23 protein-coding genes, 5 pseudogenes and 1 riboswitch are annotated in these 26,449 nt (G+C 61.9%); of the genes and pseudogenes, 12 read left to right on the top strand and 16 right to left on the bottom strand.

Features of this window, described 5'->3' with window-relative positions:
* Nucleotides 1–8: 8 nt before the first annotated feature.
* The 3 genes from AB3X95_RS19410 to AB3X95_RS19400 all read right to left on the bottom strand — a co-directional run bounded on the left by AB3X95_RS19410 (nucleotide 9) and on the right by AB3X95_RS19400 (nucleotide 2,767).
* Nucleotides 9–800: an ABC transporter ATP-binding protein gene (locus AB3X95_RS19410; protein ID WP_176122989.1), complete on the bottom strand. Its 792-nt coding sequence runs from the start codon at nucleotides 798–800 to the stop codon at nucleotides 9–11.
* The gene (locus AB3X95_RS19405) at nucleotides 797–1,609 is read right to left on the bottom strand and encodes an ABC transporter permease (protein ID WP_176122990.1); all 813 of its coding nucleotides are present in this window, start codon (nucleotides 1,607–1,609) and stop codon (nucleotides 797–799) included. Before AB3X95_RS19405 ends, AB3X95_RS19410 begins: the two co-directional genes overlap by 4 nt.
* 87 nt (nucleotides 1,610–1,696) lie before the next feature.
* Nucleotides 1,697–2,767 (bottom strand): putative urea ABC transporter substrate-binding protein, encoded by a 1,071-nt coding sequence (locus AB3X95_RS19400; RefSeq protein WP_368622257.1) that lies wholly within the window; start codon nucleotides 2,765–2,767, stop codon nucleotides 1,697–1,699.
* A 56-nt stretch (nucleotides 2,768–2,823) separates the two neighbouring features.
* A riboswitch (guanidine-I (ykkC/yxkD leader) is annotated at nucleotides 2,824–2,924 on the bottom strand.
* 237 nt (nucleotides 2,925–3,161) lie between these two features.
* On the opposite strand from AB3X95_RS19400, the pseudogene AB3X95_RS19395 reads away from it, so the two are divergent.
* A pseudogene (locus AB3X95_RS19395) lies at nucleotides 3,162–3,328 on the top strand (integrase); the annotation flags it as partial.
* Between the two features lie 184 nt (nucleotides 3,329–3,512).
* On the opposite strand, the gene AB3X95_RS19390 reads toward AB3X95_RS19395, so the two are convergent.
* The 7 genes from AB3X95_RS19390 to AB3X95_RS19360 all read right to left on the bottom strand — a co-directional run bounded on the left by AB3X95_RS19390 (nucleotide 3,513) and on the right by AB3X95_RS19360 (nucleotide 10,995).
* Entirely contained in the window at nucleotides 3,513–5,318 is a 1,806-nt protein-coding gene (locus AB3X95_RS19390) for a M28 family peptidase (protein ID WP_368622256.1), read from the bottom strand.
* Nucleotides 5,319–5,361: 43 nt separating this feature from the next.
* Nucleotides 5,362–6,162, bottom strand: a complete 801-nt coding sequence (locus AB3X95_RS19385) for a polysaccharide deacetylase family protein (RefSeq protein WP_176122993.1) — start codon at nucleotides 6,160–6,162, stop codon at nucleotides 5,362–5,364.
* On the bottom strand, nucleotides 6,159–6,998 hold the full coding sequence (locus AB3X95_RS19380) for a polysaccharide deacetylase family protein (RefSeq protein ID WP_176366160.1): 840 nt from the start codon (nucleotides 6,996–6,998) through the stop codon (nucleotides 6,159–6,161). Before AB3X95_RS19380 ends, AB3X95_RS19385 begins: the two co-directional genes overlap by 4 nt.
* A gap of 23 nt (nucleotides 6,999–7,021) precedes the next feature.
* Nucleotides 7,022–7,804, bottom strand: a complete 783-nt coding sequence (locus tag AB3X95_RS19375) for a transporter substrate-binding domain-containing protein (protein ID WP_176122995.1) — start codon at nucleotides 7,802–7,804, stop codon at nucleotides 7,022–7,024.
* Between the two features lie 99 nt (nucleotides 7,805–7,903).
* Nucleotides 7,904–8,989 carry a porin gene (locus tag AB3X95_RS19370; protein WP_176366159.1) on the bottom strand — a complete coding sequence of 362 codons (1,086 nt, stop codon included), beginning with the start codon at nucleotides 8,987–8,989 and terminating at the stop codon, nucleotides 7,904–7,906.
* Between the two features lie 89 nt (nucleotides 8,990–9,078).
* Nucleotides 9,079–10,203, bottom strand: coding sequence for a succinylglutamate desuccinylase/aspartoacylase family protein (locus AB3X95_RS19365; protein WP_368622255.1), 1,125 nt, complete (start codon nucleotides 10,201–10,203; stop codon nucleotides 9,079–9,081).
* 48 nt (nucleotides 10,204–10,251) lie between these two features.
* The gene (locus tag AB3X95_RS19360) at nucleotides 10,252–10,995 is read right to left on the bottom strand and encodes a transporter substrate-binding domain-containing protein (RefSeq protein ID WP_368622254.1); all 744 of its coding nucleotides are present in this window, start codon (nucleotides 10,993–10,995) and stop codon (nucleotides 10,252–10,254) included.
* Between the two features lie 144 nt (nucleotides 10,996–11,139).
* On the opposite strand from AB3X95_RS19360, the gene AB3X95_RS19355 reads away from it, so the two are divergent.
* Nucleotides 11,140–12,057, top strand: coding sequence for a LysR family transcriptional regulator (locus AB3X95_RS19355; RefSeq protein WP_176123032.1), 918 nt, complete (start codon nucleotides 11,140–11,142; stop codon nucleotides 12,055–12,057).
* Here AB3X95_RS19355 and AB3X95_RS19350 read toward each other — a convergent pair.
* From AB3X95_RS19350 to AB3X95_RS19340, 3 genes and pseudogenes are all read right to left on the bottom strand, one after another.
* Nucleotides 12,052–12,165 carry a hypothetical protein gene (locus AB3X95_RS19350; RefSeq protein WP_368622381.1) on the bottom strand — a complete coding sequence of 38 codons (114 nt, stop codon included), beginning with the start codon at nucleotides 12,163–12,165 and terminating at the stop codon, nucleotides 12,052–12,054. The two genes, AB3X95_RS19355 and AB3X95_RS19350, sit on opposite strands and share 6 nt — an antisense overlap.
* A gap of 11 nt (nucleotides 12,166–12,176) precedes the next feature.
* Nucleotides 12,177–12,614, bottom strand: a pseudogene (locus AB3X95_RS19345) (glycoside hydrolase family 32 protein); the annotation flags it as partial.
* A gap of 95 nt (nucleotides 12,615–12,709) precedes the next feature.
* A complete protein-coding gene (locus tag AB3X95_RS19340; protein WP_368622253.1) occupies nucleotides 12,710–13,837 on the bottom strand; it encodes a porin in 1,128 nt (375 codons plus the stop codon).
* A 479-nt stretch (nucleotides 13,838–14,316) separates the two neighbouring features.
* Between AB3X95_RS19340 and AB3X95_RS19335 the strand changes: the two genes are divergently transcribed.
* The 9 genes and pseudogenes from AB3X95_RS19335 to AB3X95_RS19295 form a co-directional block, all read left to right on the top strand.
* Nucleotides 14,317–15,348 (top strand): ABC transporter substrate-binding protein, encoded by a 1,032-nt coding sequence (locus AB3X95_RS19335; RefSeq protein ID WP_368622252.1) that lies wholly within the window; start codon nucleotides 14,317–14,319, stop codon nucleotides 15,346–15,348.
* 3 nt (nucleotides 15,349–15,351) lie between these two features.
* The gene (locus AB3X95_RS19330) at nucleotides 15,352–16,185 is read left to right on the top strand and encodes an ABC transporter ATP-binding protein (RefSeq protein WP_368622251.1); all 834 of its coding nucleotides are present in this window, start codon (nucleotides 15,352–15,354) and stop codon (nucleotides 16,183–16,185) included.
* Complete coding sequence (locus AB3X95_RS19325; RefSeq protein ID WP_368622250.1) at nucleotides 16,185–17,024, top strand: ABC transporter permease; 840 nt, start codon at nucleotides 16,185–16,187, stop codon at nucleotides 17,022–17,024. Before AB3X95_RS19330 ends, AB3X95_RS19325 begins: the two co-directional genes overlap by 1 nt.
* A gap of 36 nt (nucleotides 17,025–17,060) precedes the next feature.
* Nucleotides 17,061–18,446, top strand: coding sequence for an FAD-dependent oxidoreductase (locus AB3X95_RS19320; RefSeq protein WP_368622249.1), 1,386 nt, complete (start codon nucleotides 17,061–17,063; stop codon nucleotides 18,444–18,446).
* Nucleotides 18,443–19,624 carry a CaiB/BaiF CoA-transferase family protein gene (locus tag AB3X95_RS19315; RefSeq protein WP_176123005.1) on the top strand — a complete coding sequence of 394 codons (1,182 nt, stop codon included), beginning with the start codon at nucleotides 18,443–18,445 and terminating at the stop codon, nucleotides 19,622–19,624. The genes AB3X95_RS19320 and AB3X95_RS19315 overlap by 4 nt, the downstream gene beginning before the upstream one ends.
* Nucleotides 19,621–20,394, top strand: coding sequence for an enoyl-CoA hydratase-related protein (locus tag AB3X95_RS19310; RefSeq protein ID WP_368622248.1), 774 nt, complete (start codon nucleotides 19,621–19,623; stop codon nucleotides 20,392–20,394). Before AB3X95_RS19315 ends, AB3X95_RS19310 begins: the two co-directional genes overlap by 4 nt.
* Nucleotides 20,394–20,729 carry a ferredoxin gene (gene fdxA, locus AB3X95_RS19305; RefSeq protein ID WP_176123007.1) on the top strand — a complete coding sequence of 112 codons (336 nt, stop codon included), beginning with the start codon at nucleotides 20,394–20,396 and terminating at the stop codon, nucleotides 20,727–20,729. Before AB3X95_RS19310 ends, fdxA begins: the two co-directional genes overlap by 1 nt.
* A gap of 9 nt (nucleotides 20,730–20,738) precedes the next feature.
* Nucleotides 20,739–21,653: a LysR family transcriptional regulator gene (locus tag AB3X95_RS19300; protein ID WP_176366148.1), complete on the top strand. Its 915-nt coding sequence runs from the start codon at nucleotides 20,739–20,741 to the stop codon at nucleotides 21,651–21,653.
* A 340-nt stretch (nucleotides 21,654–21,993) separates the two neighbouring features.
* Nucleotides 21,994–22,935: pseudogene (locus tag AB3X95_RS19295) on the top strand (Re/Si-specific NAD(P)(+) transhydrogenase subunit alpha); the annotation flags it as partial.
* A 193-nt stretch (nucleotides 22,936–23,128) separates the two neighbouring features.
* Here the strand turns inward: AB3X95_RS19295 and AB3X95_RS19290 are convergent.
* Nucleotides 23,129–23,833, bottom strand: a pseudogene (locus AB3X95_RS19290) (DUF2242 domain-containing protein); the annotation flags it as partial.
* 357 nt (nucleotides 23,834–24,190) lie between these two features.
* Between AB3X95_RS19290 and AB3X95_RS19285 the strand changes: the two are divergent.
* Complete coding sequence (locus AB3X95_RS19285; protein WP_368622247.1) at nucleotides 24,191–24,343, top strand: hypothetical protein; 153 nt, start codon at nucleotides 24,191–24,193, stop codon at nucleotides 24,341–24,343.
* A 58-nt stretch (nucleotides 24,344–24,401) separates the two neighbouring features.
* On the opposite strand, the gene AB3X95_RS19280 is transcribed toward AB3X95_RS19285, so the two are convergent.
* Both AB3X95_RS19280 and AB3X95_RS19275 read right to left on the bottom strand, forming a co-directional pair.
* The gene (locus AB3X95_RS19280) at nucleotides 24,402–24,953 is read right to left on the bottom strand and encodes a hypothetical protein (RefSeq protein ID WP_368622246.1); all 552 of its coding nucleotides are present in this window, start codon (nucleotides 24,951–24,953) and stop codon (nucleotides 24,402–24,404) included.
* A gap of 737 nt (nucleotides 24,954–25,690) precedes the next feature.
* Nucleotides 25,691–26,242 (bottom strand): annotated as a pseudogene (locus tag AB3X95_RS19275) (response regulator); the annotation flags it as partial.
* Between the last annotated feature and the right edge of the window lie 207 nt (nucleotides 26,243–26,449).

Below are 26,449 nucleotides of genomic sequence, written 5' to 3'. Positions count from 1 at the left end.
GGTTTCCCTCAGTCGGAGACCAGCTCGACGGACGATCCGCGTTGCACGGCCGCCTGCGCGAGATGCACAGCGGACGCGCAGGCGCGGCTGTGGTCGAGCGGAATGTCGTAGGTGATTCGCGCGCCGTATGCGCCAGGCGCCTGCGGGTCGACGCGCACCTTGTCGAAAACGAGCACGCGGCTGCCGAGCGTGAAGCCTTCCTTAAGGTCGTGCGTGACCATGAAGATCGTCAGCTTCGATTCGCGCCACAGGTCGCGAAGCAGCTCGTGCATGTCCTTGCGGATGCCGGGGTCGAGCGCGCCGAACGGTTCGTCGAGCAGCAGCACGCGAGGCTTCATCATCAGCGCCTGCGCGATGGCGAGGCGTTGTTGCATGCCGCCGGACAGTTGCTGCGGATACTTGTGCAAGGCCGCGGCGAGCCCCACGCGCTCGAGCATCGCCGCCGCCTCGTCGCGCGCCGCCCGCCGCCGCGCACCGAAGAGCCGCCCAGTGTATCGGGCCCGTGGCAGCTCGAGCGCGAGCAGCACGTTGTCGAGCGCGCTCAGATGATCGAACACCGAGTAGCGCTGAAACACCACGCCGCGGTGTCTGTCGGGTTCGTCGGGCAACGGGTCGCCGTCGAGCAGGATCTCGCCGCGCGTCGCGCGCTCCTGGCCGAGCAGCAGACGCAGAAACGTCGATTTGCCGCAGCCCGACGCGCCGACCATTGAACAGAACTCGCCTTCCTTGACGCTCAGGTTCAAGCGTTCGAGCACGACCTGGTCGCCATACTCTTTCCAGACGTTGCGGACTTCGATCATTGCGCGCCTCCGTACCACGGAAAGCAGCAGCGCGTGATCCGGCGCAGCAGCTCGTCGGTGAGCCACGCGAGCAGGGTGATCCATGCGACGTACGGCAGTATCAGATCCATCGACAGATAGCGGCGCACGAGAAAGATGCGATAGCCGAGTCCATCGGTCGACGCGATCGCCTCGGCCGCGATCAGGAACAGCCACGCCGAGCCCAGAGACAGACGCGTGGCGACCAGCAGGCGCGGCAGCAGTTGCGGCAGCACCAGACGCACGATCACGGTCCAGCTGGTCGCGCCGAGCGTCTGCGCCTTCACCCATAGCTCGACCGGAATCTCGCGGGCGCGGGCGTGCAGATCGCGAATCATCACCGGCGCGATACCGACGACGATCAGCACGACCTTCGACAACTCGTCCAGCCCGAACACGATGAACAGGATCGGCAGCACCGCCAGCGGCGGCACCATCGAGATCACGGTGATGAACGGCGTCAGCGTTGCGCTGACGAGCGGAAACGAACCGGTCGCGATGGCGGCCACCAGAGCGATCACGGCGCTGACCAGCAGGCCGATGCCGAGCCGGCGCAAGCTCGCCGCGGTGTCGGCCCACAGCAGATGCTCGCCGGTGCGCTTGTCTTCGGTGAACGCGGCCTGCTTCACCGCATCGGTCATTTGCGCCGCGCTGGGCAGCAGCTTGTCGTCGGGGTTCTGCGAAAGCCGCATCGCCGACCCGGTGAAGTACACCGCGAACAGCACGATGAAGGGCAGCAGGAGCAGCATCAAGCCGCCGGTCCGGCTCGGATGTCGATTGATGAGTCGCATGTTGGGCGCCTGGTTGAAAAGCTGGAATGCGGGCGCGGTACGCCAGCGCGCGATCCGCGCTGGCACCGACGGCGCGTCAGGCCCTGTTCAGAGCTTGCCGGCGGCCGCCATCGCGACGTAGGACGGATCGAAGCGCAGCTTCACGTTATTCCGGTTGCCGATCACGACGCCTTTGTCGAACGCCATGCCGACGGCGTCCGCGCTTTTCGCGTCCTGACCGAGCAGTCCGTGGTCGAACGAGAACTTCGCGACACGCGCCATGATCTTCGGCATGTCGGGGCTCGTCACGAAGTCGAGCGCGGCCTGGGGCGAATAGAAGAGGGCGGTGGTTGCCAGTTGGCCGTTGAAGTTCGCCAGATCGGTGCCCGAGGCCTTGGCCATCGCGGTGAGCGCGTCCGTGCTCGCGGCGGAGTTGCCGTGCATCAGCGCGACCATCTCGAACCATGCGCCTGTCAGCGCTTTGCCCAGAGCGGGGTTTTCCTGCAAGGTCTTGGTGTTGACGACCATCATGTCCATGATTTCGCCGGGGATCTTGCTCGAGTCGAACACTTCGGTGACGTTCGGGTGTGCCTTCAGGTCGGCGAGCATCGGATTCCACGTGACTGCGTTCTGGACCGCGGGCGTGGCGAACGCACCGGAGATGTCGGCATCCGACGTATTGACGACCTTGAGATCGCGCTCGCTCATATGCGCGCTTTCGAGTGCGCGTGCGAGCAGGTAGTGCGAGACGGAGAACTGCACGAGGTTGACCTGCTGACCTTTCAGGTCGACGATCCGCTTGCCGTTGCCCTTGATCAGCACGCCGTCGTTGCCGTTCGAATAGTCGCTGACGATGAGCGCCGTCGAATCGACACCGCCGGAAGCGGGGATCGTCAGCGCATCCATGTTGGTCATCGCGCAGCCATCGAATTTGCCCGCGGTGTACTGATTGATGGACTCGACGTAGTCGTTCAACTGCACGACATCGACATGGATGCCGTATTTCTTCGCCCACTTGGACACGATGCCCTGGGTTTTCGCCTGACCCCAGGGCATCCAGCCGGCGTAAATGGTCCAGCACACCTTGAAGTCGGTACGGCCGGCGGCAAACGCGGGACTGGTGGCGAGGGTGGCGAGGGAGATGGCAGCGATACAAAGACAGCGAACGAGCTTGAGCATGGATTGACCTCGAAGGGACGGTTAGCGACGGCAGGGAGCAGCGCAAACATCGCGTTCTCTCCCGGGCTTTTGTCCCGCCGTGTAACCTCGCCTGAGGTCGACAGCTCTCGGACCAGCACCTTGCGTGAAGCAGGTCGGAACCCTAGCCGTCCATTTCCAGATTTTGTCGAACCGGGTTGCGCCGGCTCCATGCGCCCGGATTTAAGCGAGAAACGTGCCAACGGGATTTTGTCGAGATGGAGTGGCGCGTGCCGCGCGTCGAGCCGGACTTTTCGCCCCGCGACGGGGAGGCGATGCACCGAGGCAACCGGGCGCGCGCACCCGATCTGTGCAAAACCGGCGCGTGCGGCGCACCGCGCCGCTGGTTCAGTGCGTGTGGGTGCGAAGCCCATTCAGCGTACGCGAGTTCGTTGGCTGCGTCGTCAGTGCGGGCCGAAGCACAGTCCGGACGAGCGCCCGTATATTGAGCGATTTTTCGGAACGATCGCCAGCAAGCTCTCCTCGCGCTTGCCGGGCTACACTGGCTCTCATCCTCGCGATCTGCGGCGCGCGCTGGCCGAGAGCTTGTCCCCTTCGGATGTTCTCTGGCGAGCAGCAGGCGTGGTAAGAGGGTAGTCGCCAGATGCATCAGGCCTTGCTGCCCGGAAATAGTCGCTAACCCGTTGAAATCAAGAAGCTTCGAAAAAATCCAGTTCTGGCTTGCAACGCCGCCGTGCAACTTTTCCCGAGTTCTGAAGCGAGCCCATCAATGCCGGAGCGATCCTTCCCAGGCCCGGCGAACGATGCGCGTTGCTGTGAGAATCGCATGGAGCACGCGGTTCGACTGGCGTGTCAGCGTGATAGCGAGCATGCGCGCCGGCTCGGATCGTTCGTCCAGCGCCTTCAGCTGCAACGTTGCCTCGAGTCCCGGCAACTGCCGTGAATCGAGCGCCGGGTCTACCGCGAACCGGTCGCCGCGCTGGTAGAGGATGGGATTCAATTGCCGCGCCAGCTCGAGGTGGATGCGATTGAAAGGTGCGGTTTCTTCCTCGGTGGCGAGGGTCTCGCCTCGAGCACGAAATCGGGAATACTCGGCCGAGAATTCACTTACGGCATCGATCAGCCGTTCGATCCGTCCGCCGCGGCCTTCATGCCGAAATTGCGCAAGGTTCAGTAATAAATCGTGCGCCGTCACGCCGAAATCGAACGGAATGACAGCCGCATCCGCAATGCGCCACAACGCCTGTGCGTGGATTGTCAGGTCATCAGCCAGCTCTTCGTAGCCCACCTTGTCCGCCGTTTCCTCGCTCGAATGCCACCACCACGCGCCGCCAGAGCCGCTGATGCGGGCATTGCGATCCACGTGGCTCAAGGGAAGCATGCTGGCGATCTGCAGCGAACTCAGGCCAATGCCGAAGAACGACTGATCGGACGACCGTGTAGGCCTGCTAATGTCGATACCCGGCTCGTTGCGGCGCCACTGCTGCTCGAGCCACTGCCGCTCCGGCTCCTCGATCGGCGCTGCGAGTTCATCCAGCAGTCGTGCGCTAAACCCTGATATCTCTCCCGTCTGGTTTCGCGCTACCTTGATGTTAGCGCCGCGGGACCCGTTGCCGTCGACGTTTATGTAGAGAATGGCATTATCGTGCAAGTCCTGCCAGAACTGGTCGGCATACCACGCCGACCCTGCATAGCGGCCTTGTGTATGTCCCGGCCACCAAGCAAAACGCACACCATAGCGCAGCGGTCGTCCATGCTCCGCCAGCTGGCGGGCAAGGGCCAGCAATAGTACGTTGGACGCCACATTGTCTGTGGAACCGTCGAACCATGAGCAATAGTGGGCGCCTACCAGCACGAACTCCGGCTCACGGCCGGCCACCTCGCACACGGGCATGCGGACCGTCCGCCACCCTTCCTCGTGCCGCGCCACGAGATGCACACGCACGGACGATTCGGCGAGTTTCGCCTTGAGGCGTTCGCCGTCCGCCTCATCGATCGAGACGATGGGGATTCGTGCCATTCGCGCGAGTTCCTCTGCGCTCGCGGGCGAACCCCAGACCGGTGAGATTGCCATCTTCGGGCGTTGCCGGTTGCGCGAGGCGAACACCATGCCGACCGCGCCGTGCTCCAGTGCGATCACGGCAGGGTCGTAGTCGGGGATGCCGTCGACCAACACGATCTTCACGCGTGCGTCCACGCCGTTATAGTCTGCCTCCCTCCCACGCCCGACATGGACGAGCACGGCCTCCATACCCTCTGACGCCGTCTGCGCGCCGAACGCCACGCCCACCGCTGGCAGCGAATGGTGTCCGTCACCGAGCAGCGTGAGTGCTGTCTCGGTCGGGAAGCCGATATAGGCGTCAAACTTGTGCACCCGCGCTTCGAGACCGAACGCCTCAAGACACGACACGATGTAATCGCAAGCCTGTTGCTCGGCCTCTGTGCCTGAAATCTTTTCGCCGACCAGGCACAAACGCTCTACAGCCTCTTTCATGAAGGCGATGTCGCGTGCGCGCGCGGCGCCGGATGACTGTGGCACGTTGTGATTGGATTGAGAGGGGAGGTTACTCATGCTTCGCTACCTGATTGAAGTTCATGTGGGGGCTCCTTTCGTGTTACCGGGGATTCCCGTTCCATACTGCGTTGCCATTGACCATGATGTCTGCAGCCAAGTCCGCTGCGCGGCGAAACTGTACGCCGCCATCACGCATACGGTCCAGCAGGCGCTGCAGCATTGCCAGACGCGCGTGGCGACCCACACCGATGTCACCACGGGGATGCAGCGTCAGGCAGGCATATCCCTCTACTTCGATGAGCGCGTCGAATTCTTCCTGCATGGCCAGTTCGGCACGCCGCTGGGTGAAGCGCCGGCGAAAGTGCGTAGCGTCACAAAGGCCTTCGCTGTATGGCAGCTCAACCATACCTTCGCCGCCATCGTCTGCCAGCGAGTACGGCGCGTCGTCGTCGAAAGAGCTGCTGTCGTAGGCGTACCCCAAGGCTCGCAGGCAGCGGATCGTGTTGAAGGTCAGTGTGCCGGTCGGTGCCCGAAAGCCCCGCGGCGCAGTACCAGTCAACGCGGTCAATCGTTCGTGCATGCGGCCCAGCACTTCCGTCTCTCTTTCGCCCAACAGCAGGTGGTCTTCAAAGGCATTGCCATGCGCCGCAATTTCGTGACCATCCGCGAGACACCTGTCGAACAACGTCCCGCAGCGCTCGACCTCGCAGATAGGCCAGAAGAACGTCGCCGCAATGCCGTTGTCTTGCAACGTATCGAGCAGCCGTGCAAGCCCGAGGTAATATGTGTAGCGTCCATGGCCGAAGCGGCCGAAGAGATCATCGCCCGCTACTGCGGCGGCCTCAGGGCCCACGCCGTGAACGTTGACGGTCACGATCACCGTGCGCATCGAGTCACTCATTTCTCGCTCCGCCACTGGTCGGGATGCTTCAGGCAATGACCGGCCAGGTCGCGCAAGGTCATGAAGCGAACGCCCCGGTGTCGAGCCATGTACTCGATGAATCGCTCCACTGTCCGGGCCCGCGCCGGAGTGCCAGACCCGCCTCCTGCCTTGGGGTGGATCGTCAATTGCAGATAGCCCTCGTGCTGATGGATCGCCTCGAACTCTTCGATCCAGTTTTCGAGCACCTCGGGCGCAAGTGCCTGCCCTGTCGTGTACAGCGGAAAATCGTCCAGAGAGGTCGTGTTGTTCGGCAGAACCATGAATCCCGGGCGGACGTCAGTCGCTTCGGCGCCGTCTAGCAGATACGGCAGGTCGAAATCCTTTTCGCTCGCGTCATACCAGTACCCGAGTCTACGCAGCACGGGGATGGTCAAGCGGCTCTTTCTGCCCGACGGGGAGCACCAGCCCACGGGTGGATCTCCAATGAGATCTGTGATGATCCGGTGCGTCTTCTCCAGCAGTGCCGGTTCGCACTCGCCTGGCGCCCAGGCCTCATGCTGATAACCATGTGCGGCGATCTCGTGGCCGGCTCGATGGATGGCCGTGAAGACATGCGGATAGTGTTCTACGTCGTGCCCGCAGGAAAAGAAAGTCGCTGGCACGCCCAGCCGTTCCAACATCTCAAGATAGCGCCACACGCCCGCCCGCATCGCATACCGCCCGCGGCTGTGCGTGCCGAGTGGCGGCACCCCCTCTCCAGCTTGAATGGCGGGACCATCCACGTGGACCGTCACCGCCACCACTGTGGTGGCGTTGCCGGGCCAGCGCGTCATTACACGGGTGTCGCAATTCATGGTTATCAGCCTTCATCGACGAACTACTTGACGTGCAAGTCAATATCGCCAAAGTACTTGCGCTGCAATCGATCGAATGTGCCATCGCGATTGATCTGCGCGATAGCCGCGTCAAGCACCTTCTTCAGATCTTCGTCTCCCTGACGGATACCATAGGCCGTCCCCCTGCTGAAGATCTTCTCGTCGTCCACGTAAGACCCGACGAAGCCGAAGCCTTTGCCCTGCGGAGTCGAGAGAAACCCGCGCTGCATTGCGACGGACATGGCAAACATTGCATCTAGCCGCCCGGTTGCCAGGTCGGAATAGATTTCATTCTGGTCCGCGTACGGAACGACGTTGACGCCCGCATTCGCCCAATGTGCACGCGCATACGCCTCCTGGATAGTGCCCTGCTGCACGCCGACGCGCTTGCCAGCAAGTGAAGCCGCCGTCGGCAAGAGGCCACTCTCGGAGCGAGCGACGAGACGCGTGGGGACATGGTAGACGTAGTCGCTGAAGTCGATCGCAGCGCGTCGTGCCGGCGTTACGCCGAGGACCGCGATCGCATCGAACTTACGTGCGCGCAACGCGGGAATCATGCCGTCAAAGCTGTTCTCCACCCACACGCAGCGCACGCGCGCCGCCGCACACACGGCTTGAGTCACCTCGACGTCGAAGCCTTGCGGCTGACCGTCCACACCCTTCATCTGAAAAGGTGGGTTGGTCATGTCAACGCCGAAGCGAATTTCAGTCAAGGTTCCGGCATGCGTCGCCGCAGAGGCGAGCATCCCCGCCAGAATAAGCGCGGTAAAGAATCGGAATTTCATAACAGCCTCTACTATTTTTTAGCAACTCGGACTGAGGAAAGTGAATCGTTGTATTTGCCAACTGGCGCGGTCTCAAGCTCCGGCACTGGGGTTTTCGGTTCAGAACTTGTGACGAATACCCGCTACTGCCACAACCTGTGATTGATTGCTCGAGGCTGCCGTAGCGGAAGTGATGAAGGCCACGACACCAGAAGCGCGCTGATAGATTCCGTTCAGATACACGTCTGTGCTCTTGGAGAGGAAGTACTGCACACCGGCGTTTGTTTGCCAATAGTGCGAGCTGCGCGGTGCTGAAGCCGTCGAGCCCACCAGCGTGTATGTCTCTTCCACAGTCGCGGTCACAGCAGGGGTCACCTGATACCGCAAGCCGCCATCAATATTCTGGAAGCGCTCCGTACCCCCGGTCAGGCTGAACACGGTGTTGGTGTAGAGGAGGCCTACCGTGGCGTTACCAATCGTGTACGTCGTGCCCGCACCCCAGATTTGTTGACGGATCACGTTATGTATAAACGAACTTGGGTAGTAGTTGTCTGAAGCCACGGCGCCGGCTGTATCGCTACCCGGATGGTCGAGCATGACATAGGCGGCCGCAGCGGAGAGCGGACCATGGGCGTATTTGGCGCCCACGCTCCAGCTCCGGTTCCCTGCAAAATCTGTAGAGTTGCTAAACGCATAGGTGGTGGTGACCTGCAGTCCGGCCACGGTCGGCGATACGTACTTCGCCATGTTATTGGTTCTGAACGTGCTGTTCAGCGCGTCGGTGTCGTACGGATGCAGCGAGTAGGCAGTGAGCGAGTAGCCAATCTGAATTGGCGCCAGATAATCCTGCTCGGCGTTGTATTGGCGGCCGAGCGTCACGGTGCCCAGATCTTTGTTGGACATCCCGACATAGGCCTGGCGCCCGAATTCGCGACCACCCTGCGCGAGCTTTCCTGAAAACAGGTTAAAGCCGTTCTCCAAGCGGAAAATAGCCTTCGAGCCGCCTCCCAGATCCTCGCTGCCCAGCATACCCCAGCGCGAACCCGACTCGTTGCCGCTAACCGTTTCCCACGCGGAATGCCCTTTCTGGTTGCTCGTATAGACAATACTGGCATCGACCACGCCGTAAAGCGTCACGCTGCTCTGAGCAAAAGCCGATGTCGCACACGACGACAGCAGAGCAAGGGAGAGAATATGTTTTTTCATTGACGAATCTTCCAACCTATTAACGTTATAAAATTTTCACTGCTTATATTCGTATTTACTGAGGCATGTATTGTTGGGATCCGGCGCTTTCACGCGCCCAGCAATACGCCGGTGCGAATTTGACGTGTCCCGGTCACTCGCCCGAGCGGCGCACCGGCCGTGACGAAACGAATCGCGCGCCTCATATAGAAAATGCCTTCGGTATGGCTGTACACGGTATGCGTCTCGTCGGTAAGCGGATCGACGATATCGAAGAGCGGGTCACTGGGCCGGATCAAGTCGCCCGGCGTCGCGCGGTGCACGAGGATTCCGCTTCTCGGCGCATAGAACTGCTCGCTGCCGGCGAGTGGCGTCGGTTCTCGTATGAGCGGCGGCAGCGTCCGCGGGGCGCCTCGTATCGCGCCGCGCGCGCGCAGGAAATCGATAATGGCTTCGGCGTCGCGCGCCGCAGTTTCATACGTCACGTCGCGCTGTCCGCGACATTCAATCGTCGCGGCAATCGTACCGGGAGGTAGCAGGGTCGCGTCACTAAGCTGCTGTTGCAGCGTCCACCATGACAGGCTATGTGCTTCATCGAAGGACTGCCCACCCGAATCCGTTGCGATCAGCGACGCCTCTGCCCCAAGATAGCGGGCCAACGGCTCAAACTGCGGCCACGCTTCGTCGCTCGTGTAGAGGTGCAGCGTGGCTTCGAGCGAGCAGTGAAGGTCGATCACCACGTCGGCGTCGAGAGACAGTTCGAGCAACGCATGCTGAAGCGACTCGAACTCGGTGCGCGGCTTCTGCTGGGCAAGCGTCTCGCGCATCAGCTTTCGCACGTCGGCGATATTGTCCTGTGCGTTCGGCCCGAGCACGCCGTCGCGCGCGGTTGCGCCGCCAGCCAATGCCGGAAAGCTGCGGTTGAAGTTGCGTCCGCTCGCCAGATCGAAACGGCCAATGAACTGGCCGAGCACGTGTTGCGCGAGGCCGACGGGATTGGCCACCGGCACGAGGACGATCTGCGCATCGACGTCGCCTGCGTCATCGAGTTCCATAAGGCGGCGCCGGAGCATCACGCCGACGAGCATTGCCGGCGTCTCGTCGGCGTGCAGGGCCGCCTGGATGTAAATCTTCTGCTGGCCGGCCGCGGCATCGCGGGGGCCGAAGTGAAGGCTCGCGAGTTCGCGCCGCGTCCCGATCGCAGGCGAGATCAATGGAATCGATTGCGTATGCATTGCGTGATGAAAGCGAAATTGGAAGCGTCAGCGCGGTCCCGGACGGGCTCAGTTGGCGTACGGATCGAACGAGAAGTAGCGATGGGCGATGCGGGCATACGTCCCGTCGGCCAGCATCGACGCGATTGCGGCGTCGATCGATGCCTTGAGTTGCAGGTCGTCCTTGCGCATGCCGATGCCCACACCGTGGTCGCCCATCGACAGCGGCTGACCGACGAACTGGAAGCCCTTGCCCTGCGGCGTGCGCAGGAAACCCTGATCGGCCTCGACCGTGCCCAGCAGCGCCCCGTCGATGCGGCCCGTGACGAGATCCTCAAAGACTTCTTGCTGGCTCTTGTACTGCACGATGCTCACGCCGTGCGGAGCCCAGTTTGCGAGCGCGTAGCCTTCGAACTGCGTACCCGACTGCACGCCGATATGCTTGCCGGAGAGCGATGCAGCATCGGTGCCGAATCCTGAACCGGTGCGCGCCACGAGACGCGACTTGAACCGATAGAGCTTCGACGAGAAGGCGATCTGCTGCGCGCGTTTTTCGGTGATCGCCATCGACGACAGGATCGCGTCGATCTTGCGCGCGGCGAGCGCCGGGATCATCCCCGAGAATTCCAGCTCGACCCACTTGCACTGCGCATGCATGCGCCGGCAGATTTCGTTGCCGAGATCGACGTCGAAGCCCTGAACGCTACCGTCCGGCGCCTTGGCGTCCATCGGGGGATAGGTCGGGTCGATACCGAAGCGAACGACGCCCGTATCGGCCGCTTGCGCAAGACCAGCCGCGGCGAAGAGGCTCATTGCCATCAGGCCGCCGGGTATGGCTCGAAGAAATTTCGTCATGGTCACGGGGTTCTCCAAAAGACACCGCGATCCTATGGCGCTCAAAATGCCCCGCAAAGTGCGGAAATGACTATCATGATCGTTTCTCCCGATCACCGACTCATGTCCCTAACTCTTGCGCAATTGCGCATCTTTTCAACAGTTGCCGAGCAGGGCAGTCTGCGCGGTGCCGCCCGCGCGCTGAATCTCGCCCAAAGCAGCATTACGCAGCAATTGCAGAACCTGGAGCTCGAACTCGGCGCACCGCTGCTCACACGTACGAACCGCGGCATCGGGCTGACCGTTTTCGGGGAGCGACTGCTCGCGCGCGCCAGTGCGATTCTCGGAGAATGTGATCGTACCGAGAACGAGATGCGGCAGCTGCGCGGCGAATTCACTGGCAGTGTGACCTTCGGCATGACCACGGAGCCGATGATCCACACGCTTGCGCCTGTGCTGACGCAGTATTGCGCCCGCTTTCCGCGCGTCTCCATACACCTTGTCAACGGCACTTCGCGCAAGATGATCTCGTGGTTGCGCGACGGCACGCTCGACTTCGCCGTCGCGCTCGTTGGCCACAAAACCGACGCGCAGGACCTGGCGGTCACACCGCTCTTTCCGTCGGACCCTGTAGTTGTCTGCCGACGTGAGCACCCGCTGCGGCACGCCAAAACGCTCGCCGAACTGGCACGTTGCGACTGGATTGCGACGCGCCAGCCCGGTGCGGCCACCGCGCCGCCCGTCAACCGCCTAACGGACCTGTTTGTCGAACGCGGCCTGACGCCGCCCCGCATCGTTGCCACCACCGAGGCACTGTTCGACACGCTGCATCTGATCGTCGAAACCGACTGGTTGTCGCTGGAGCCATCAGTCGTCACTCGGCATAGGCTGTTCGGCGGAGAACTCACGTCGATTGCCATCGCCGAAACACCGGCCGAATCCACCGTTAGCCTCCTTCAGCGCGCAAGCGTTCCACTAACGCCCGCTGCTCAAGAAATGGCAGCAATGATCGCATCGTACGCGCGCATGACGAGGTCATGAGGAGGGTGGAATTTCGCAGGTTGCGCTGCCGTGTTCGGAAAATACAGCGACGCGGTCCGCGTCACGTGGCGGGTCCGTGAGTGCGGCGCGGCCGCCGTTGTCGAACACTTCGACCGAGCCGCGATCGACCACGGATTTATGTTGACGATCATCACCCACTTGATGCGCCGGGGATCGCCGTCGAGCGCCAGCGGCACGAGGTCCGGCATTTCTCACAGCGCGCCGTCGTGCGGGATGTCCGGCAGCGCGAAATCGCTCAGGAACGTCCAGTGGATCAGATCGCCGGACCGGTACAGCTTCACCACGTGCGCGTCGGCGACGACGGTCGTCATCAGCCAGTACCCGCCCGGCGCGTACCACGACACTTTCGGGTCGCGGAACTGCTTCGATTCGGGATCGAGCATGAGTACGGGATTGTGCGCGCAGGGCCGCCAGGTCGCGCCGTGATCGAGGCTGTAGGCGAGCGACTGCGCCTGGGTGCCCGGTGCATACCCCGAGCCACCGTTGAAGACGCTCGTGTACAGCGCAACGAGCGGTGTGTTGCCCGGCGCGCCGATCGCGCATCGATCATTCAATTTCCTTTAAAGATGATGTTACAAAGCGCGGTTCGCGGGGGAGGGCGCAGTGGCTCGCTCTCCGTTTGGTCCGAAGCTCACCACTTATGCCTCATGCCGATCACCGCGGAAACCTGCGTCTTGGTGGTGGACGGCGACAGCGTGTAGATCTGCGCGTGTTGTGCGTCTCCGGCCGCCTTCTGGTAAATGCCGACAAGGAACAAATCGGTCCTCTTGCTTAGCAGGTGGTCGACACCGACGTTCACCTGATGCCACTTCGGACTATTGTCCTGCGGATGATATTGTCCAGTCGTGAAGATGTACGCGGCGCCGAGCATCAGATCGGGACGCACGTAATCGGTCAATGAAATCTGAGCGTTCTGAAGCGTGAGGCGGGAGGCATCGAGATATTCGAATCGCACATTGGTGTAGAGCAGCGAAAGGTTCGCTGATCCAAACGCCCATGCGCCGCCCGCACCGAACATCCGTTGCTTGCTTACGCCGGCAGCGGTAGCCGGATTCGTGACGAACGGTGATGAGAACCCGTAATCGCCGACCACCGCGCCATTGGGATTGTTGGGGTCATTCGGCATGTCGACCTGAAGGTACGCCACCCCAAGCGACAGCGGTCCGTTCTTATACTGCGCGGCCGCGCTGTACGCGCTGTTGTCCGAGAAGCCGCCCGCCTTGTTCGAGAAACCATACAGCCCTTCGAACTGGAGGCCACGGTATTCGACGCTCTTGTACTGCACTGCGTTGTTGATGCGGAAGGTGTCGAACACGTTGTCGCTGTCGCCGATAGGCGCGCCGTAAGCAGCAAACTGGCAGGCCGATGAGAACACACATAGCGTGACGGCTTCGTCATATTGGCGGCCGAATGTCACCGTGCCAAACGCTTTCGACGATAAACCGACGAAAGCCTGCCGCCCGAATAGCCGGCCGCCCTGCGACAGAGTGCCGTTGCCCAGGTTGTAGCCGCCTTCCAGCGTGAAGACCGCCTTCAGGCCGCCGCCGAGATCTTCCACGCCCTTCATGCCCCAGCGAGGCGTCTGCATCGGCCCGCTTGCAAACTGCCACGTGGCGTGCCCCTGCTTGTCGGTTCCTTTCTGATTGTTCGCATAGACGATGCCGGTAGAGATCAGGCCATACAGCGTCACGCTGCTTTGGGCGGATGCGACCTGGCAGGCAAGTGCGGCTACGGCGGCAACAAAGACACGTCGATTCATGATTCCCCTGGGTGCTTGCGTGCACGTGAAAATTGGTATGCGAACCACTTATAAAATGAGGACGACGAAGTGAGTGGCTGTCTGATAGACGCTTCTGCGAACTTCATCCTGCTCCGCGGCACGCCTGAGTCACTGCGGCTTGAATGTGAACGAGGCTTGCAACTCTGCGGGCAGAAATCAGCGCTTCCACCGTCTTCGAGCAGATTCTTGCGGAACAAAATTCGCGCCGCCTAGCACTGAATTTGACTCCGGGTGAACTGATTTTTCGCGCGTCCGTGCGCCGAAGGTGCACGAATCGCGCACGGTCTCGCGCCTATCGCACAAACTCCGCGTCGGACTGCCGCTCTAATTTTGGCATCGCTGGGCGTCAAAATTGATGCTTGCGGGGACACTTTTGGCTGCTGAGAATGGGTTCAACCGCAACACCGCGGACAAAAAGGCCAGATTCTTGAACCCGTGAAGGACCATCGGAGGTAAAGATGTCAGTAGTCGAGAATGCCGCTCGCCGGCGTTTGCTGTGTATGACACTTGCGGCGGGCGGCATGGCTGCAACGGGCGCACTTCTTTCGGTGCGTGCGTTTGCCGGCGACAGGACAACAGTCAACATGCAGCTCGGCTGGGTGCCGGGCGGCAACCAGGTTGGCGAAGTAGTGGCAAAGCGGCTCGGCTATTTCGAGCAGGAGCGGATCGATTTCCATATCCAGCCGGGCGGACCGAACATCGATGGGGTGGCGATGGTTGCCTCGGGTCGTTTCGAAGCCGGCGAGATCTCATCAAGCCCGTCGATCATGCTGGCGGTCTCCGAGGGCCTGCCGATCAAGTGCATCGCGGTCGGGCTTCAGCAGCATCCTTACACCTTCTTTTCGCTCGCAAAGAATCCGATACATACGCCGCAGGACATGATCGGCAAGCGTATCGGCATCCAGTCCACTGGCATGGTGCTCCTAAAGGCGCTGCTGGCGAAGAACAGGATTCAGGAAAGCCAGGTCAACATCGTGCCGATCGGCGCCGACATGATCCCGCTGCTGAGCGGTCAGGTGGATGCGGTGACAGGCTGGCAAACCAACACCACGGCGCTCAAGCCGCTCGGAGCGGAACGTGTCGACTTGCGGCTGTGGGATACGGGTGTGCGCCTCTATGCGCTGCCGTACTACGCGAGAACCGATACCCTCAAGGATCATCCCGACACTGTCGCGCGCTTTCTGCGGGCAACGGCGCGCGGCTGGAACTACGCCAATGCGCACCGCGACCAGGCCGTCGATCTGCTCATCCAGGAATACCCGAATCTGAACCGTGCCGACGAACGGGTCGCCATTGATTCGCTGATGAGCTACGCGTTCAACCAGACCACCAAGACCCAGGGGTGGGGCACGATGGATACGAGGGTCTGGGAGGAACAGATCACGATGTTTGGGCAACTAGGACAATTCCGCGCTCATCAGCCGAAGGTCGAGGACGTGATGACGATGGACGTGCTCAAGGCCACCCAATCTTCTCGCCTCACGGTGTAATCCATGCATGCTGCCACTATGAATCCGCCGCGCGCGGAGCAGACCGGTTCGCCCTTCGGCGTGTCGCCAGAGGCGGGACTGTCGATCAGTTGCCGCAACATCAACGTGCGCTTCTTCACCGAGCGGCGCAGCGTGACAGCGATCGAAGGGTTGAGCCTCGACGTCGCCACGGGCGAATTCCTTACCTTGCTGGGTCCTTCGGGCTGCGGGAAGTCGACGTTCCTGCGGGTGGTCGCCGACCTCATCAAGCCGAGCCGTGGCGAGATCAGTGTGCTCGGCGCCGCGCCGCAAATGGCACGCGAGCGTCGCGACATCGGTTTTGTGTTTCAGGATGCTGCGCTGTTGCCGTGGCGCACGGCCATCCAGAACGTGCAATTGCCGCTTGAAGTTGCGGGCGGCAAGGCTCGTTCGGGCCGCGCCACGCCGCGCGAACTGCTCGAACTCGTTGGTCTCAAGGGTCGCGAGGACGCTTACCCGCATGAGATGTCGGGTGGCATGCGACAGCGCGTTGCGATTGCGCGCGCGCTCGTGAGCGATCCGAAAGTGCTGCTGATGGACGAGCCGTTCGGCGCGCTCGACGAAATCACGCGCGACCGGCTGAACGAAGAACTGCGTCGGGTGTGGAAGGACATGGGCCTCACCACGCTCTTCGTCACGCACAGCATTTATGAAGCGGCGTTTCTCGGTCAGCGCGTGCTGATGCTGGCGGCCAACCCCGGCCGCGTGAAGGAGATCGTGCCGGTGACGCTGCCTGAAGACCGCACGCTCGATATTCGCGAGAGCCGCGAATTCGTCGATCTCGCCGCCTATCTGCGGCGCGTACTGGAGACCTGCTGATGGCCACGTCCGAAATGCAATTGAACCTGTCCTCCCAGACGGCCGATCCTGAAGCGCAGGCCTGGCTCGCGCGCCGTCGTCAGCAAGTGTGGCGCGCCCGCGTCCTGCCGGCGATCGGTGTCGCGGGGTTGCTGTTCGCGTGGTGGGCAATCGTGGCGGGCTTTCATGTCAAGCCGTTTATCGCACCCTCACCGCTGCTCGTGCTGCAAACGCTTTTCAGTAAGAGCGACGTGCTGCTTCAGAACCTGGTGCCGACCGCCATCGAGGCGGCCGGGGGCTTCCTGATCGGCAATTTCGCAGCGATCCTGCTTGCTACCGTCTTCGTGCACAACAAGACATTGCAGGACATCTTCTACCCGGTCGCGGTGATGATCAACTCGATCCCAGTGGTCGCAAAAGCTCCGATCCTCGTGCTGATCATGGGCAACGGTCTGGAGCCGAAGATCACGATTGCGGCAATTGTCTGCTTCTTTCCGACGCTCGTGAACATGGTCCGCGGACTACAGGCGGTGAATCCGCAGGCGATGGAACTGATGCAGATCCTGTCGGCAAGCAAGCGGGAGATCTTCTTCAAGCTGCGCTTGTACGCCTCATTGCCTTATCTGTTCTCCGCGCTGCGTATCGCCGCATCCATGTCAGTAATCGGTGCGGTGGTCGGCGAATGGATCGGCGCGACGCAAGGTATCGGCGCGATGATCATTCAGGCAACTTACAGCTTCGATTCGGCCTTGTTGTACACGGCGATCATCATGAGCGCCGTCCTGTCTGGCCTCTTTTTCCTCGTAATCGCCGTGCTCGAGCGCTGGTTAATCCGGTGGCAGCCCGACGGCGCCCTTTGACAACGAGCGACACACCCCATTCCGATAGGAGACGAAATGAATATGATCAGCGAGTGGATTCAGGAACCCGCGCGCGATGTGCGCGTGGCGGCAAAAGCAAACGTCGTCGTGGTCGGCGGCGGCCCCGCGGGCCTATCGGCGGCGATCGGCGCGGCGCGCAATGGCGCGCAGGTGACCCTGCTGGAGCGCTACAACCACCTCGGCGGTCTTGCTTCGGGCGGCATGGTGTTGGTGCTCGACGACATGTGGGACAACCACCTTCAGGAAATTTCGGTGCGCGGCATCTGCATGACCTTCATTGAGCGCATGGCGGCGCGCAAGCTCGCCATGTTCCCGCGTTCGCACGAATGGGGCGAGGATCCCGCCGCGTATCGCCAGTGGGGCCGTTGGGGCACGTTCGATTTTCACAGCCAGAAGACGCCGCATCCCGTGTGCTTCGCGGCTGCGTTCGATCCCGATGCAATGAAGCGCGTCGCGCTTGAGATGGTGGAATCGCTTGGCATTCAGTTGCGTTTGCACTCGTGGTTCTCGCGCACGCTAGTCGAGGATGGCCAGGTGAAGGGTGTCATCTGCGATACGAAAAGCGGCCGCGAAGCCATCCTCGCGGATATCGTGATCGACGCGACCGGCGACCTCGATGTCGCGGCGTCGGCCGGCGTACCGCATGTGGGTGGCACTTATATCACGACAACGGTGTTCCGTCTCGGCGGCGTGGACACCGAGGCGGCCGAGCGCTTTGAAGCCGAGGAGCCGGAAGCGTTTGCGGCGCTTGATCGCCAGATCAAGCGCATTCTCGGCGGCTCGTGGGGTTACTGGTGGCTCAAGACGCCGCTGCCGGGCGTCGTGTGGTGCAACTGCCCGCACATGGCCGGTCTCGACGGCCTCAAGCCCGAGGACTTGACGCGTGCCGAAGTGCAAGGCCGCAAGCATATTCACGCGGTCGTCGATTTCGTGCGTGAGAAGCTGCCCGGCTTCGAGCAGGCTTACGTGATCGACGTCGCGCCGCAGACGGGCGTGCGCCAGACCCGCCTGCTCGAAGGCGAATATGTGATGACCAAGGAAGATCTCGCGCAGCGCACCCGTTTCGATGACAGCATTGCACGCGGACGCGACTATTACATGCCGTATCGTGTGCTGTTGCCGAAGCAGATCGACAATTTGCTGGTCGCGGGCCGGCACTACTCGGCAACGTCGCAGGCACAAAAAATGTCGCGCGAGATTCCGCCGTGCATGGCCATGGGTGAAGCCGCCGGCGTCGCCGCCGCGCTTGCGCTCGGCGCGGGCGTATCAGTGCGCAACGTCGATGTGCGCGCGCTGCAGAAAACACTGCGCACGCAGGGCGCGGATCCCGGTGACCAGACCGGCCGCAACGCCGACGTCCCGCCGCTTGCCGTTCACGTCGATGCGAGGGAGGCAGCATGAGCGACGCGCATAACACGAACAAGACCCACGACTTGCCGCTCTCCGGCGTGCGCGTCATCGATCTGACGCAAGTCATGATGGGCCCGGTCTGCACCCAGATGCTCGCGGACTACGGCGCGGATGTGATCAAGATCGAGAGAAAGGGCGCGGGCGACTTGAGCCGCTCGACGTTCGAGCCGGTGGCCGGTGCGGACAACCCCATCTTCTGCAGTCTGAACCGCAACAAGCGCAGCGTGGAGCTCGATCTACGCGACGCTGGGCCGATGGCGGCGCTCAAGACCATGATTGCAGAGGCCGATGTGGTCGTCAGCAATTTTCGCCCAGGCGTCATGGACCGCATGGGTCTCGGCTATGAAGATTGCCGCCGCCTCAACTCGCGGATCATCTACGCGGCGGGCTCGGGCTTTGGAGAAACCGGCCCGTATGCGCACAAGGGTGGGCAGGACGTGCTCGCGCAGGCGATGAGCGGCGTGATGGCGCGTCGCGCCGACGACTCGCTGCCCATCTCCGTGTACCCGACTGCGCTCGCCGACTATTCGGCCGGCATGCACATGGTGCAAGGCATTCTGTTCGCGTTGCTGCATCGCGAGCGCACCGGCGAAGGGCAAAAGGTCAACGTCTCGCTTTACAACTCGATGCTCGCGATGCAGATGCAGGAAGCCGCGATGATCATGATGGCCGACTCCGAAGTGAACTGGGCCGCGATGCCGCTCTCTGGCGTATTCGATACGCAGGACGGTGCGCTCGTTCTGGTCGGCGCCTTCAAGGCGAATCCGTTGCGCGACATCTGCGCGGCGCTGCAAATCGACGACCTGTCCACCGATCCGCGCTTTTGCAGCCTCGAGCAGCAGTTCGTCCACAAGGCGGTGCTGCAAGGCATCTTCCGCGAGCGCTTCGCGAGCAACACGCGCGCCTTCTGGCTGGCGCGGCTCGAAGAGCAGGATCTGCTGTGCGCGCCGGTACGCGATCTGCGCGAAGCGCTCGTCGATCCGCAAACGCTGCATAACCAGTTGATCATCGAAGGCGAAGGCGAAGGGCAGCCCGTGCGTTTCATCGGCAGTCCGATCGAGATGTCGCTCGCGCCGGTTGGCTTGCTGCGCGCCCCGCCGAAGCTCGGACAGCACACCGAGGAAGTGCTTCGGCAATTGCGCGGCGGCGTCGCCACGGAGGCGGCATGAGCGTCCGTCTGGTGATCGATCAGCATGTTGCCACCGTGACGCTCGCGCGGCCCGATGCGCTCAACGCCGTCGACCTTGCGACCGAAGCCGAACTGCAACGCATCTGGACCGAGCTGGAGCATAGCCACGACGTGCGCGTCGTGGTTCTGACCGGCGAGGGTGAGCGGGCGTTCTGTGTCGGCGCGGACCTGAAGAATCCGTCGACGAGCGGCCTTGAATACTGGGCCGCGCCGCGTCCCGGCGGGTTCGGTGGCATCGCGCTGCGCGAGACCCTGAACGTGCCGGTGATCGCGCGTGTCAACGGCTATGCGCTCGGCGGCGGCTTCGAAATGGTGCTGGGGTGCGATCTCGTGATTGCGTGCGACGAGGCGAGTTTCGGCTTGCCCGAGGCGCTTGTCGGCCGTATGCCGCTCGACGGCGGCATGACACTGCTGCAACGTCAGATTCCATACCGTCAGGCGATGGCGATGCTTTTGACCGGCCGGAGGGTCTCCGCACGCGAGGGGCTCGACATGGGCCTCGTCAACGAGGTCGTGCCGCGCGCCGAACTCGATGCCGCTGTCCAGCGTTGGGTCGACGCCGTGCTTGCATGCGCGCCGCTGTCGTTGCAGGCAATCAAGCAGGTGGTCAGGCGCACCTCCACGCTGTCAGCGTCGGAAGCGCAGGCGCTGCGGCTGCCCGCGCTGGTTGCCGCGCTTCAATCGGAGGACGCACACGAAGGCGTGCGCGCCTTCCGGGAAAAACGCAAGCCTTGCTGGAGCGGAAGCTGATGGCCTACGTCATCACCTCGCCTTGCATCGACGTGAAAGACGGCGCATGCGTGAAATGCTGCCCGGTCGACTGCATCTACGAAGGCGAGCGTACGCTCTACATTCATCCCGAAGAATGTATCAATTGCGGGGTGTGCGTGTCGGTGTGCCCAACCGAGGCCATTTACCACGACGAAGAACTCCCGCCCGCGGAGGCAGCATTCGCCGCCGTAAACCGCGAGTTCTTCGGCGCCGGGGTGAGTGCCCTCGGTTCACCGGGTGGCGCGTGCGACGTCGGTAAGGTAGCCTGCGATCATCCCGAGGTCGCGGCGTGGCCGGTGCGGGTCACGAATTGAGGCAACACGATGCATGCGAACGTCCTGAAATATTTTGTCGAAGTGGCGCGGTGCAGTTCGATCCGCAAGGCGGCACAGAACCTTTACGTCGCGTCCAGCGCGGTGAACCGCCAGATCCTGAAGCTCGAAGCCGAGATGGGCACCGAACTGTTCGACCGGCTGCCGAACGGCATTCGCCTTAACGCGGCCGGCGAACGCGTGCTGCAGCACATTCGCGCGACGCTGAACGATTTCCATCTGATGCGCAGCGAACTCGACGATCTGAAGGGCGAACGCAAGGGACACGTGTCGGTCGCTGCGATGGACTCGCTGTTCGTGGACTTTCTGCCAGCCACGGTCGAGGAATTCTCGGACGTCTATCCGGCCGTGACCTATTCGATCGTTGCGGTGCCTCCGCACGATGTGCCGTCGAGGCTCGTGAGCGGCGAGTACGACATCGGCATTTCGTACATCACAAAGCTGCCCGCGGGCCTCGATGTGGTGGCGGAAGTGCCGCTACCGCCGGGCGTGGTGATGGCGTCTTCGCATCCGCTCGCGAAGAAGGAGCGAATCAGCTTCGACGAGTGCCGCAGCCATGCGTTTTTACGACTCGAAGGCCGCTCGCCGATCCAGGGCGTTGTCACGACCGACTTCGCCGAGTACTGGGAAACGTTGCAACCCAGCGTGACCTGCAACTCGACGACACTCCTCAAGCGGCTGATCGCGTCCGGCCGCGGCATTTCGTTTTTTTCCAAACTGGCTTTCCTCGACGAACTGTCGCGCGGCGACGTGGTTTGGCGTCCGCTCGACGATGCAAACGCGAACGCGCTCACTGTCGGCATCATCGTCCCGAATCAGCGTGCTTTGCCGCACGTGACGTTGGAGTTCGTCGAGCGAATTACACGGCGCCTCAAGCATGTCGAACTGACTCTACGCGAGACTTGATCCATCAGGCAAAGGGCGACGAATGATGGACCTAGGCATGCTTCGCCTTGATTGCCCTTACGGGCTCCGGAAACGGCGTAGCGCGCCCGTCGCGGGCGGCGCATGAGCGCGTAAGTGGATCAATTCGCCTTTTTCGGCAGACCGATCGCGATGGGGACTTTCTATGCCCAATCACGAAGCGAAATGCGTTGCAGCACCACACGCCAATCAGTTCCGGTCCGACCAGCGAAAGGCCTCTCAGCTGCCGTCGATCGGCAGTTGATCACAAACGATTCTGCCCAATGCGGCTGCGGTGGCAGCCGAAAGAGTCCAGCCGAGATGACCGTGGCCAGTGTTGTAGAACGACACGCGCGCCGAGGTGGCCGACCAGGTCAAGTCCCTGGGTGGCGAATTCGTCAAGGTGGACTAGGAAGAGGAAGGCTCGGGGGGCGGCGGCTATGCCAAGGTCATGAGCGAGGGCTTCCAGCAGGCGCAGCGCGCGATGTACGCGCAGCAGGCGAAGGACGCGGACATCATCATCACGACCGCGCTGATTCCCGGCAAGCCGGCGCCGAAGCTCATCACGGCCGAGATGGTGCTGTCGATGAAGCCGGGCAGCGTGATCGTGGACATGGCAGCGGAGCAGGGCGGTAACTGCGAACTGACCGTGCCCGGCGAGGCGGTGGTGCGCCACTGCGTGACCATCGTCGGCTATACGGAACCCGCCTCGCGCCTCGCCCGGCTGTCGTCCACGCTTAATGCATCCAACCTGCTGCGCGTGGTCGAGGAGCTGTGCAAGACCAAGGACGGCAAGATCAATGTCGACTTCGACGACGATGCCATCCGCGGCCTCACGGTCATCAAGGAAGGCAACGTCACCTGGCCGCCGCCCCCGATCAAGCAGGCGGCCGCCGCACCGAAGCCTCAGACGCCGCCGCCAGCGGTGGCCACGCCGAAAGGCCATGGCCGCGGCGCCGGCGAGCCGATGTCGGCCAGGACCCTTGCCGTCGTCTTCGCTCTCGGCGCACTGGCTTTCCTGCTGGTCGGCCAGTTTGCGCCGGCCGCGTTCCTGTCGCACTTCACGGTGTTCGTGCTGGCCTGCTTCGTCGGCTACATGGTGATCTGGAACGTCACGCCGGCGCTGCACATGCCGCTGATGAGCGTGACCAATGCGATTTCGTCGATCATGGCCTCGGGCTATGCCGGCGTAGACAACCCGCTCTTCTACAAGGACAACAATCGCATGCTGTTCGGCGACGCGAAGACGATGTTGGGTGAGATCTTCGGGGTGTTGAAAGCCTGAACTCAGCCACCTTGGCTTCAGCGGCGTGGACGTCGTCCAGATAGTGCAGATCCGCGCCGCGGGTCGAGTTGCTGCCGGCCCTTTCGAGTTGAATGAGCTTTACATGCAACTGCGCATGGGTGATCCGCTGAGTCGATAGCGCGAACGCAGCAACGGCAGCGGCAACTCGCGATATCGGTGACCCTTACTTCACGTTCGCGGCATTTTGCGGATTGCCAGCGGCCGCCGATGCGCCGATCGGCGGCAGAGCATCGGTGATCGGCGACAGGGCCTGTGGCTGGCCTGGCGCCGCAGCCATAGTAGTAGCGGCAGCCGGACGCGCAGCCGCAGCCGGGGTCGTGGCGACGGCAGGGTCAGGTTGGACCGCGTCCACTTTCAGGTAATGTTGAACGAGCGCGAAGTAACGTTGATAGAAGACCCCTGCTGGAATCGTCTCACTCGCGACCTTCACCATCGAGTCATCACTCGAACCGATCGGAAGCGACAAGGATCCGAACACGCTCAGGCCGACGCTCGCCGACGTATTGCTCTTTTTCAGCGCATAGCGATCCTGCACTGCATTCACATATGCGGTGCTGTGGCTGCTCTTCGGATCGTCAGCGGTGCAGACGACGTGGACTTCTATCACCGCATGCGAATCGTTGCTGGGCTGGAAATTCTTCGATCCGTCGACCGAATCCGACTTCGATGGACTGGCGATATACCCTTGGCTTAGTAACGCGCGGCGGGCGGCTTCGCAGGTGGAATCCGCCGTTGCTTCGAACTTGTGCATATAGGGGCTGTCGGCCGAGTCGAACTGCTCCTGCTGGTAAAGCGGTTTCGGCGTCGAGCACGCAGACATTGCGCCCGCAAGTGCAAGAACGGCAGCCGCGGGGAGAAGGCGAAACTGGGTATGCATGTTGAACGAGTCGACCAGCGCGAGAAGAGATAGGTCGGACAAATAATCAGGACACCGATTCTCTCGCGTAGCATGAGGGACACATCATGCCACCGGTCCGAAAGTGAATAGACCGCGCCATTATAGTTGTCTTTCCCTACAGGAACCTTCGACCTCATCGCCGGCCGTACCGACGTACCTGATCCGTGACGTCTGCTGCGCGTCGCGAGGCAACCGGCCGAAACGCGGCGAGGAAACGCCGATCGACCGGTACTTCAGGGTTGCGACGTCACTCCAGAGGCAGATGATGCTTGCAGACGAAGCGGCTATCTACTACACGGTCACAAAGAACGTCGGATTCCTGGTTGGTACTGGCTGATGGATCGGCTGCAGGCCGTCGGCTTCATCGGGCACCTGGCCAACACCACTGCGATCGAGAAATGCGATGGCCTCAAGCACAGCGGCGACGAGACAGATGCCCGCTACCTGGCCAATCTGCTGCGCCCAGGGATACTGCCCACAGGCACGTGATTCTCCCGGCCGAGGCGCGGAGCGCAATAGCACACCATCGCCCGCGCGCGCGCAGAACTCAGGACTTCCACGGCCACGTGGGATAGATACGTTGGCTGGTTTCAACGCTTACGTGCTCTTTCGCGACCGGTTCGACATTACGCGCCGCTTCGCTGTCGACGACGACTTCTTTCGCGACCACGCGGTCCGGGAACACTGCCGTCGACGAGGAACGCGCGTCCTCGCTTTCTCTCAACAACCGCAAGCCGACGCCAAACCACGGAACCTCGGCCCTTAACCCGGCGACGTACGCGCCCCATCCCTCCGCGTTGCCCTCAAACAGGTTGCGCTGGACCGTGGAAGCGAGGCGCTTGCGGTTCAACTCAGGCTCCAGCAGTTCGCGCGGCCATTCGACAAACGCGCTTGTAGCACGCCGCGCAAACTCCATCGACGTCATGTGCGCCGACACGTTTCGCAGCAACGGAAAGCGCGTGAGCGGTTCATTCGTTGCCGCAAGTTCGTGCACCGTCTTGTCGTTCACATCGTGATTAATGGCCCAATTCACTGCCTCCAATACTTCTGCCAGGTGCAGCAACAGGGCGCGCCGTTCGAACGCATCTTTCATCTGCATATTTCTCTGCTGTGGTGAGACCACGATTGTAACTTCCTGTCGAGCAGGAAGCAGTCCTCACGGCGTTGAGCGGTCGAAGCCCGTCGATATGATGTAAATCTCCAGATCCACGCAGCCGTTCGTCTACGACCACATACGGGAAATAACGCGTTTCGCCGGGAAGCGAATGGCCGTGCTGCGGCCATCCGCCGGATGGGTTCGCTGTACCTCCGGCGTTCCAATGCGCCCGACTAGCTTGTCGACAACACCAACTGTTGGTGTCCGTTAATTCTGCTAGCGATGTCCGCAGTAGTTGCTAATGGGAGAGGAGCCGCAGGGCCCGCCAGGTATGGCGACCAGGCAAGATTGCCAGTTCGTCACCCGTTGCGTTTAGGCAACGAGTGAACGGCAAGATGTTCGCTAATTCTGCTTGCGCGTTCGCCATGTCCTCTAATTCGGCTAATGTGGCTGTCGGTCGACGCGACAGGCGCGCGAGCCAATGGCGGCGGCAAGCGAGATTGCGGAAGGTAAAGTATTTCGATGCTGGGGCAGTGCCGATCTATTGAGGCGAACGAAAACGTCATACAGGGTGGGTCTTTGCTGAGTTGCGTTGAAATCCTTATCAAAACCAGTTTGGGCGTCGACGACCGAAGTGTCGTATGGTGCCAAGTAGCCGTTCCGCGCAGAGTGTTCGCGTTCCGATCAAAAAAGCCGCGCTAGTAGATTAATGGACACGATTAGCGCTCTAACGGACACCATTAGCAGAATCTACGAACTCCAACATCAGTTTCCCGAAAATAAAGCCAACTAATGTTGGCGTCCACAAGGCGCCTCGCGTTCGGCAAGGTTACGGTGCAGAGCGCATGACTCCATCGAGATCGCGGCCTCCGATGCCAGCAGCTTGACAACCGCCAGTCGGGCGGGAGGCGGGTATAGGGCGCGCCTCCGGGCGTCTTGTCTCGCGCGAAGGCGCAATTAAGGGGCGCGCCTCCGGGCGTCTTGTCTCGCGCGAAGGCGCAATTAAGGCAATCGATCAGGACGGCCGCGTCCAATGGCTTGTGATAGCAGCGAACGCCCAGACTCAACATGCGTTGGCGGACGCTATCTTGGGGATAGGCTGTGATCAGGATCGTCGGGATGGCATGCCCCGTCGCGATTAGATGCTCGTAAAGCTCGGCACCCGTCATGGCTGGCATATGAATGTCAGCGACGAGACAGGCGGTGGCGTGCAGTTGCGCGGAAGCAAGGAATTCTGTCGCAGACTGGAACACCGCGACGGTTAGCCGTGCAACTCGAGCCGTCTTCGCAAGGCGTCGCGAAAGTACTGGTCGTCATCGACGACGGAGATCAGTGATGACTTGGGCACAGCAGGCTCCGATATTTAGTTTGCAGCTCGATACGTGCCTGGAGGCACGAACGAGTACCGCTCTGTTCCCAAGTGTACTGCCGCAGCGCCGGCGCATCTCTAACTAAAGATGCGGGTCGGGCATGCAGGGTAAGCGGCCGGCAAACCCGTC

It is taken from the genome of Paraburkholderia sp. BR13444 (genome assembly GCF_040948755.1).
Lineage (GTDB): Bacteria > Pseudomonadota > Gammaproteobacteria > Burkholderiales > Burkholderiaceae > Paraburkholderia > Paraburkholderia youngii.
Note: the sequence above shows the minus strand (reverse complement) of the source record. Positions and strands in the feature narration are given on the sequence as shown.

Excerpts from the sequence above, each read along its gene's own strand:
- AB3X95_RS19310 (WP_368622248.1), top strand. The coding sequence starts at position 19,621 with ATGAGCGTCCGTCTGGTGATCGATCAGCATGTTGCCACCGTGACGCTC.
- AB3X95_RS19410 (WP_176122989.1), bottom strand. The coding sequence starts at position 800 with ATGATCGAAGTCCGCAACGTCTGGAAAGAGTATGGCGACCAGGTCGTG.
- AB3X95_RS19340 (WP_368622253.1), bottom strand. The coding sequence starts at position 13,837 with ATGAATCGACGTGTCTTTGTTGCCGCCGTAGCCGCACTTGCCTGCCAG.
- AB3X95_RS19330 (WP_368622251.1), top strand. The coding sequence starts at position 15,352 with ATGCATGCTGCCACTATGAATCCGCCGCGCGCGGAGCAGACCGGTTCG.
- AB3X95_RS19300 (WP_176366148.1), top strand. The coding sequence starts at position 20,739 with ATGCATGCGAACGTCCTGAAATATTTTGTCGAAGTGGCGCGGTGCAGT.
- AB3X95_RS19335 (WP_368622252.1), top strand. The coding sequence starts at position 14,317 with ATGTCAGTAGTCGAGAATGCCGCTCGCCGGCGTTTGCTGTGTATGACA.
- AB3X95_RS19400 (WP_368622257.1), bottom strand. The coding sequence starts at position 2,767 with ATGCTCAAGCTCGTTCGCTGTCTTTGTATCGCTGCCATCTCCCTCGCC.
- AB3X95_RS19370 (WP_176366159.1), bottom strand. The coding sequence starts at position 8,989 with ATGAAAAAACATATTCTCTCCCTTGCTCTGCTGTCGTCGTGTGCGACA.
- AB3X95_RS19285 (WP_368622247.1), top strand. The coding sequence starts at position 24,191 with ATGGATCGGCTGCAGGCCGTCGGCTTCATCGGGCACCTGGCCAACACC.
- AB3X95_RS19385 (WP_176122993.1), bottom strand. The coding sequence starts at position 6,162 with ATGAGTGACTCGATGCGCACGGTGATCGTGACCGTCAACGTTCACGGC.
- fdxA (WP_176123007.1), top strand. The coding sequence starts at position 20,394 with ATGGCCTACGTCATCACCTCGCCTTGCATCGACGTGAAAGACGGCGCA.
- AB3X95_RS19315 (WP_176123005.1), top strand. The coding sequence starts at position 18,443 with ATGAGCGACGCGCATAACACGAACAAGACCCACGACTTGCCGCTCTCC.
- AB3X95_RS19360 (WP_368622254.1), bottom strand. The coding sequence starts at position 10,995 with ATGAGCCTCTTCGCCGCGGCTGGTCTTGCGCAAGCGGCCGATACGGGC.
- AB3X95_RS19320 (WP_368622249.1), top strand. The coding sequence starts at position 17,061 with ATGAATATGATCAGCGAGTGGATTCAGGAACCCGCGCGCGATGTGCGC.
- AB3X95_RS19355 (WP_176123032.1), top strand. The coding sequence starts at position 11,140 with ATGTCCCTAACTCTTGCGCAATTGCGCATCTTTTCAACAGTTGCCGAG.
- AB3X95_RS19280 (WP_368622246.1), bottom strand. The coding sequence starts at position 24,953 with ATGCAGATGAAAGATGCGTTCGAACGGCGCGCCCTGTTGCTGCACCTG.
- AB3X95_RS19405 (WP_176122990.1), bottom strand. The coding sequence starts at position 1,609 with ATGCGACTCATCAATCGACATCCGAGCCGGACCGGCGGCTTGATGCTG.
- AB3X95_RS19390 (WP_368622256.1), bottom strand. The coding sequence starts at position 5,318 with ATGAGTAACCTCCCCTCTCAATCCAATCACAACGTGCCACAGTCATCC.
- AB3X95_RS19365 (WP_368622255.1), bottom strand. The coding sequence starts at position 10,203 with ATGCATACGCAATCGATTCCATTGATCTCGCCTGCGATCGGGACGCGG.
- AB3X95_RS19375 (WP_176122995.1), bottom strand. The coding sequence starts at position 7,804 with ATGAAATTCCGATTCTTTACCGCGCTTATTCTGGCGGGGATGCTCGCC.
- AB3X95_RS19380 (WP_176366160.1), bottom strand. The coding sequence starts at position 6,998 with ATGAATTGCGACACCCGTGTAATGACGCGCTGGCCCGGCAACGCCACC.
- AB3X95_RS19325 (WP_368622250.1), top strand. The coding sequence starts at position 16,185 with ATGGCCACGTCCGAAATGCAATTGAACCTGTCCTCCCAGACGGCCGAT.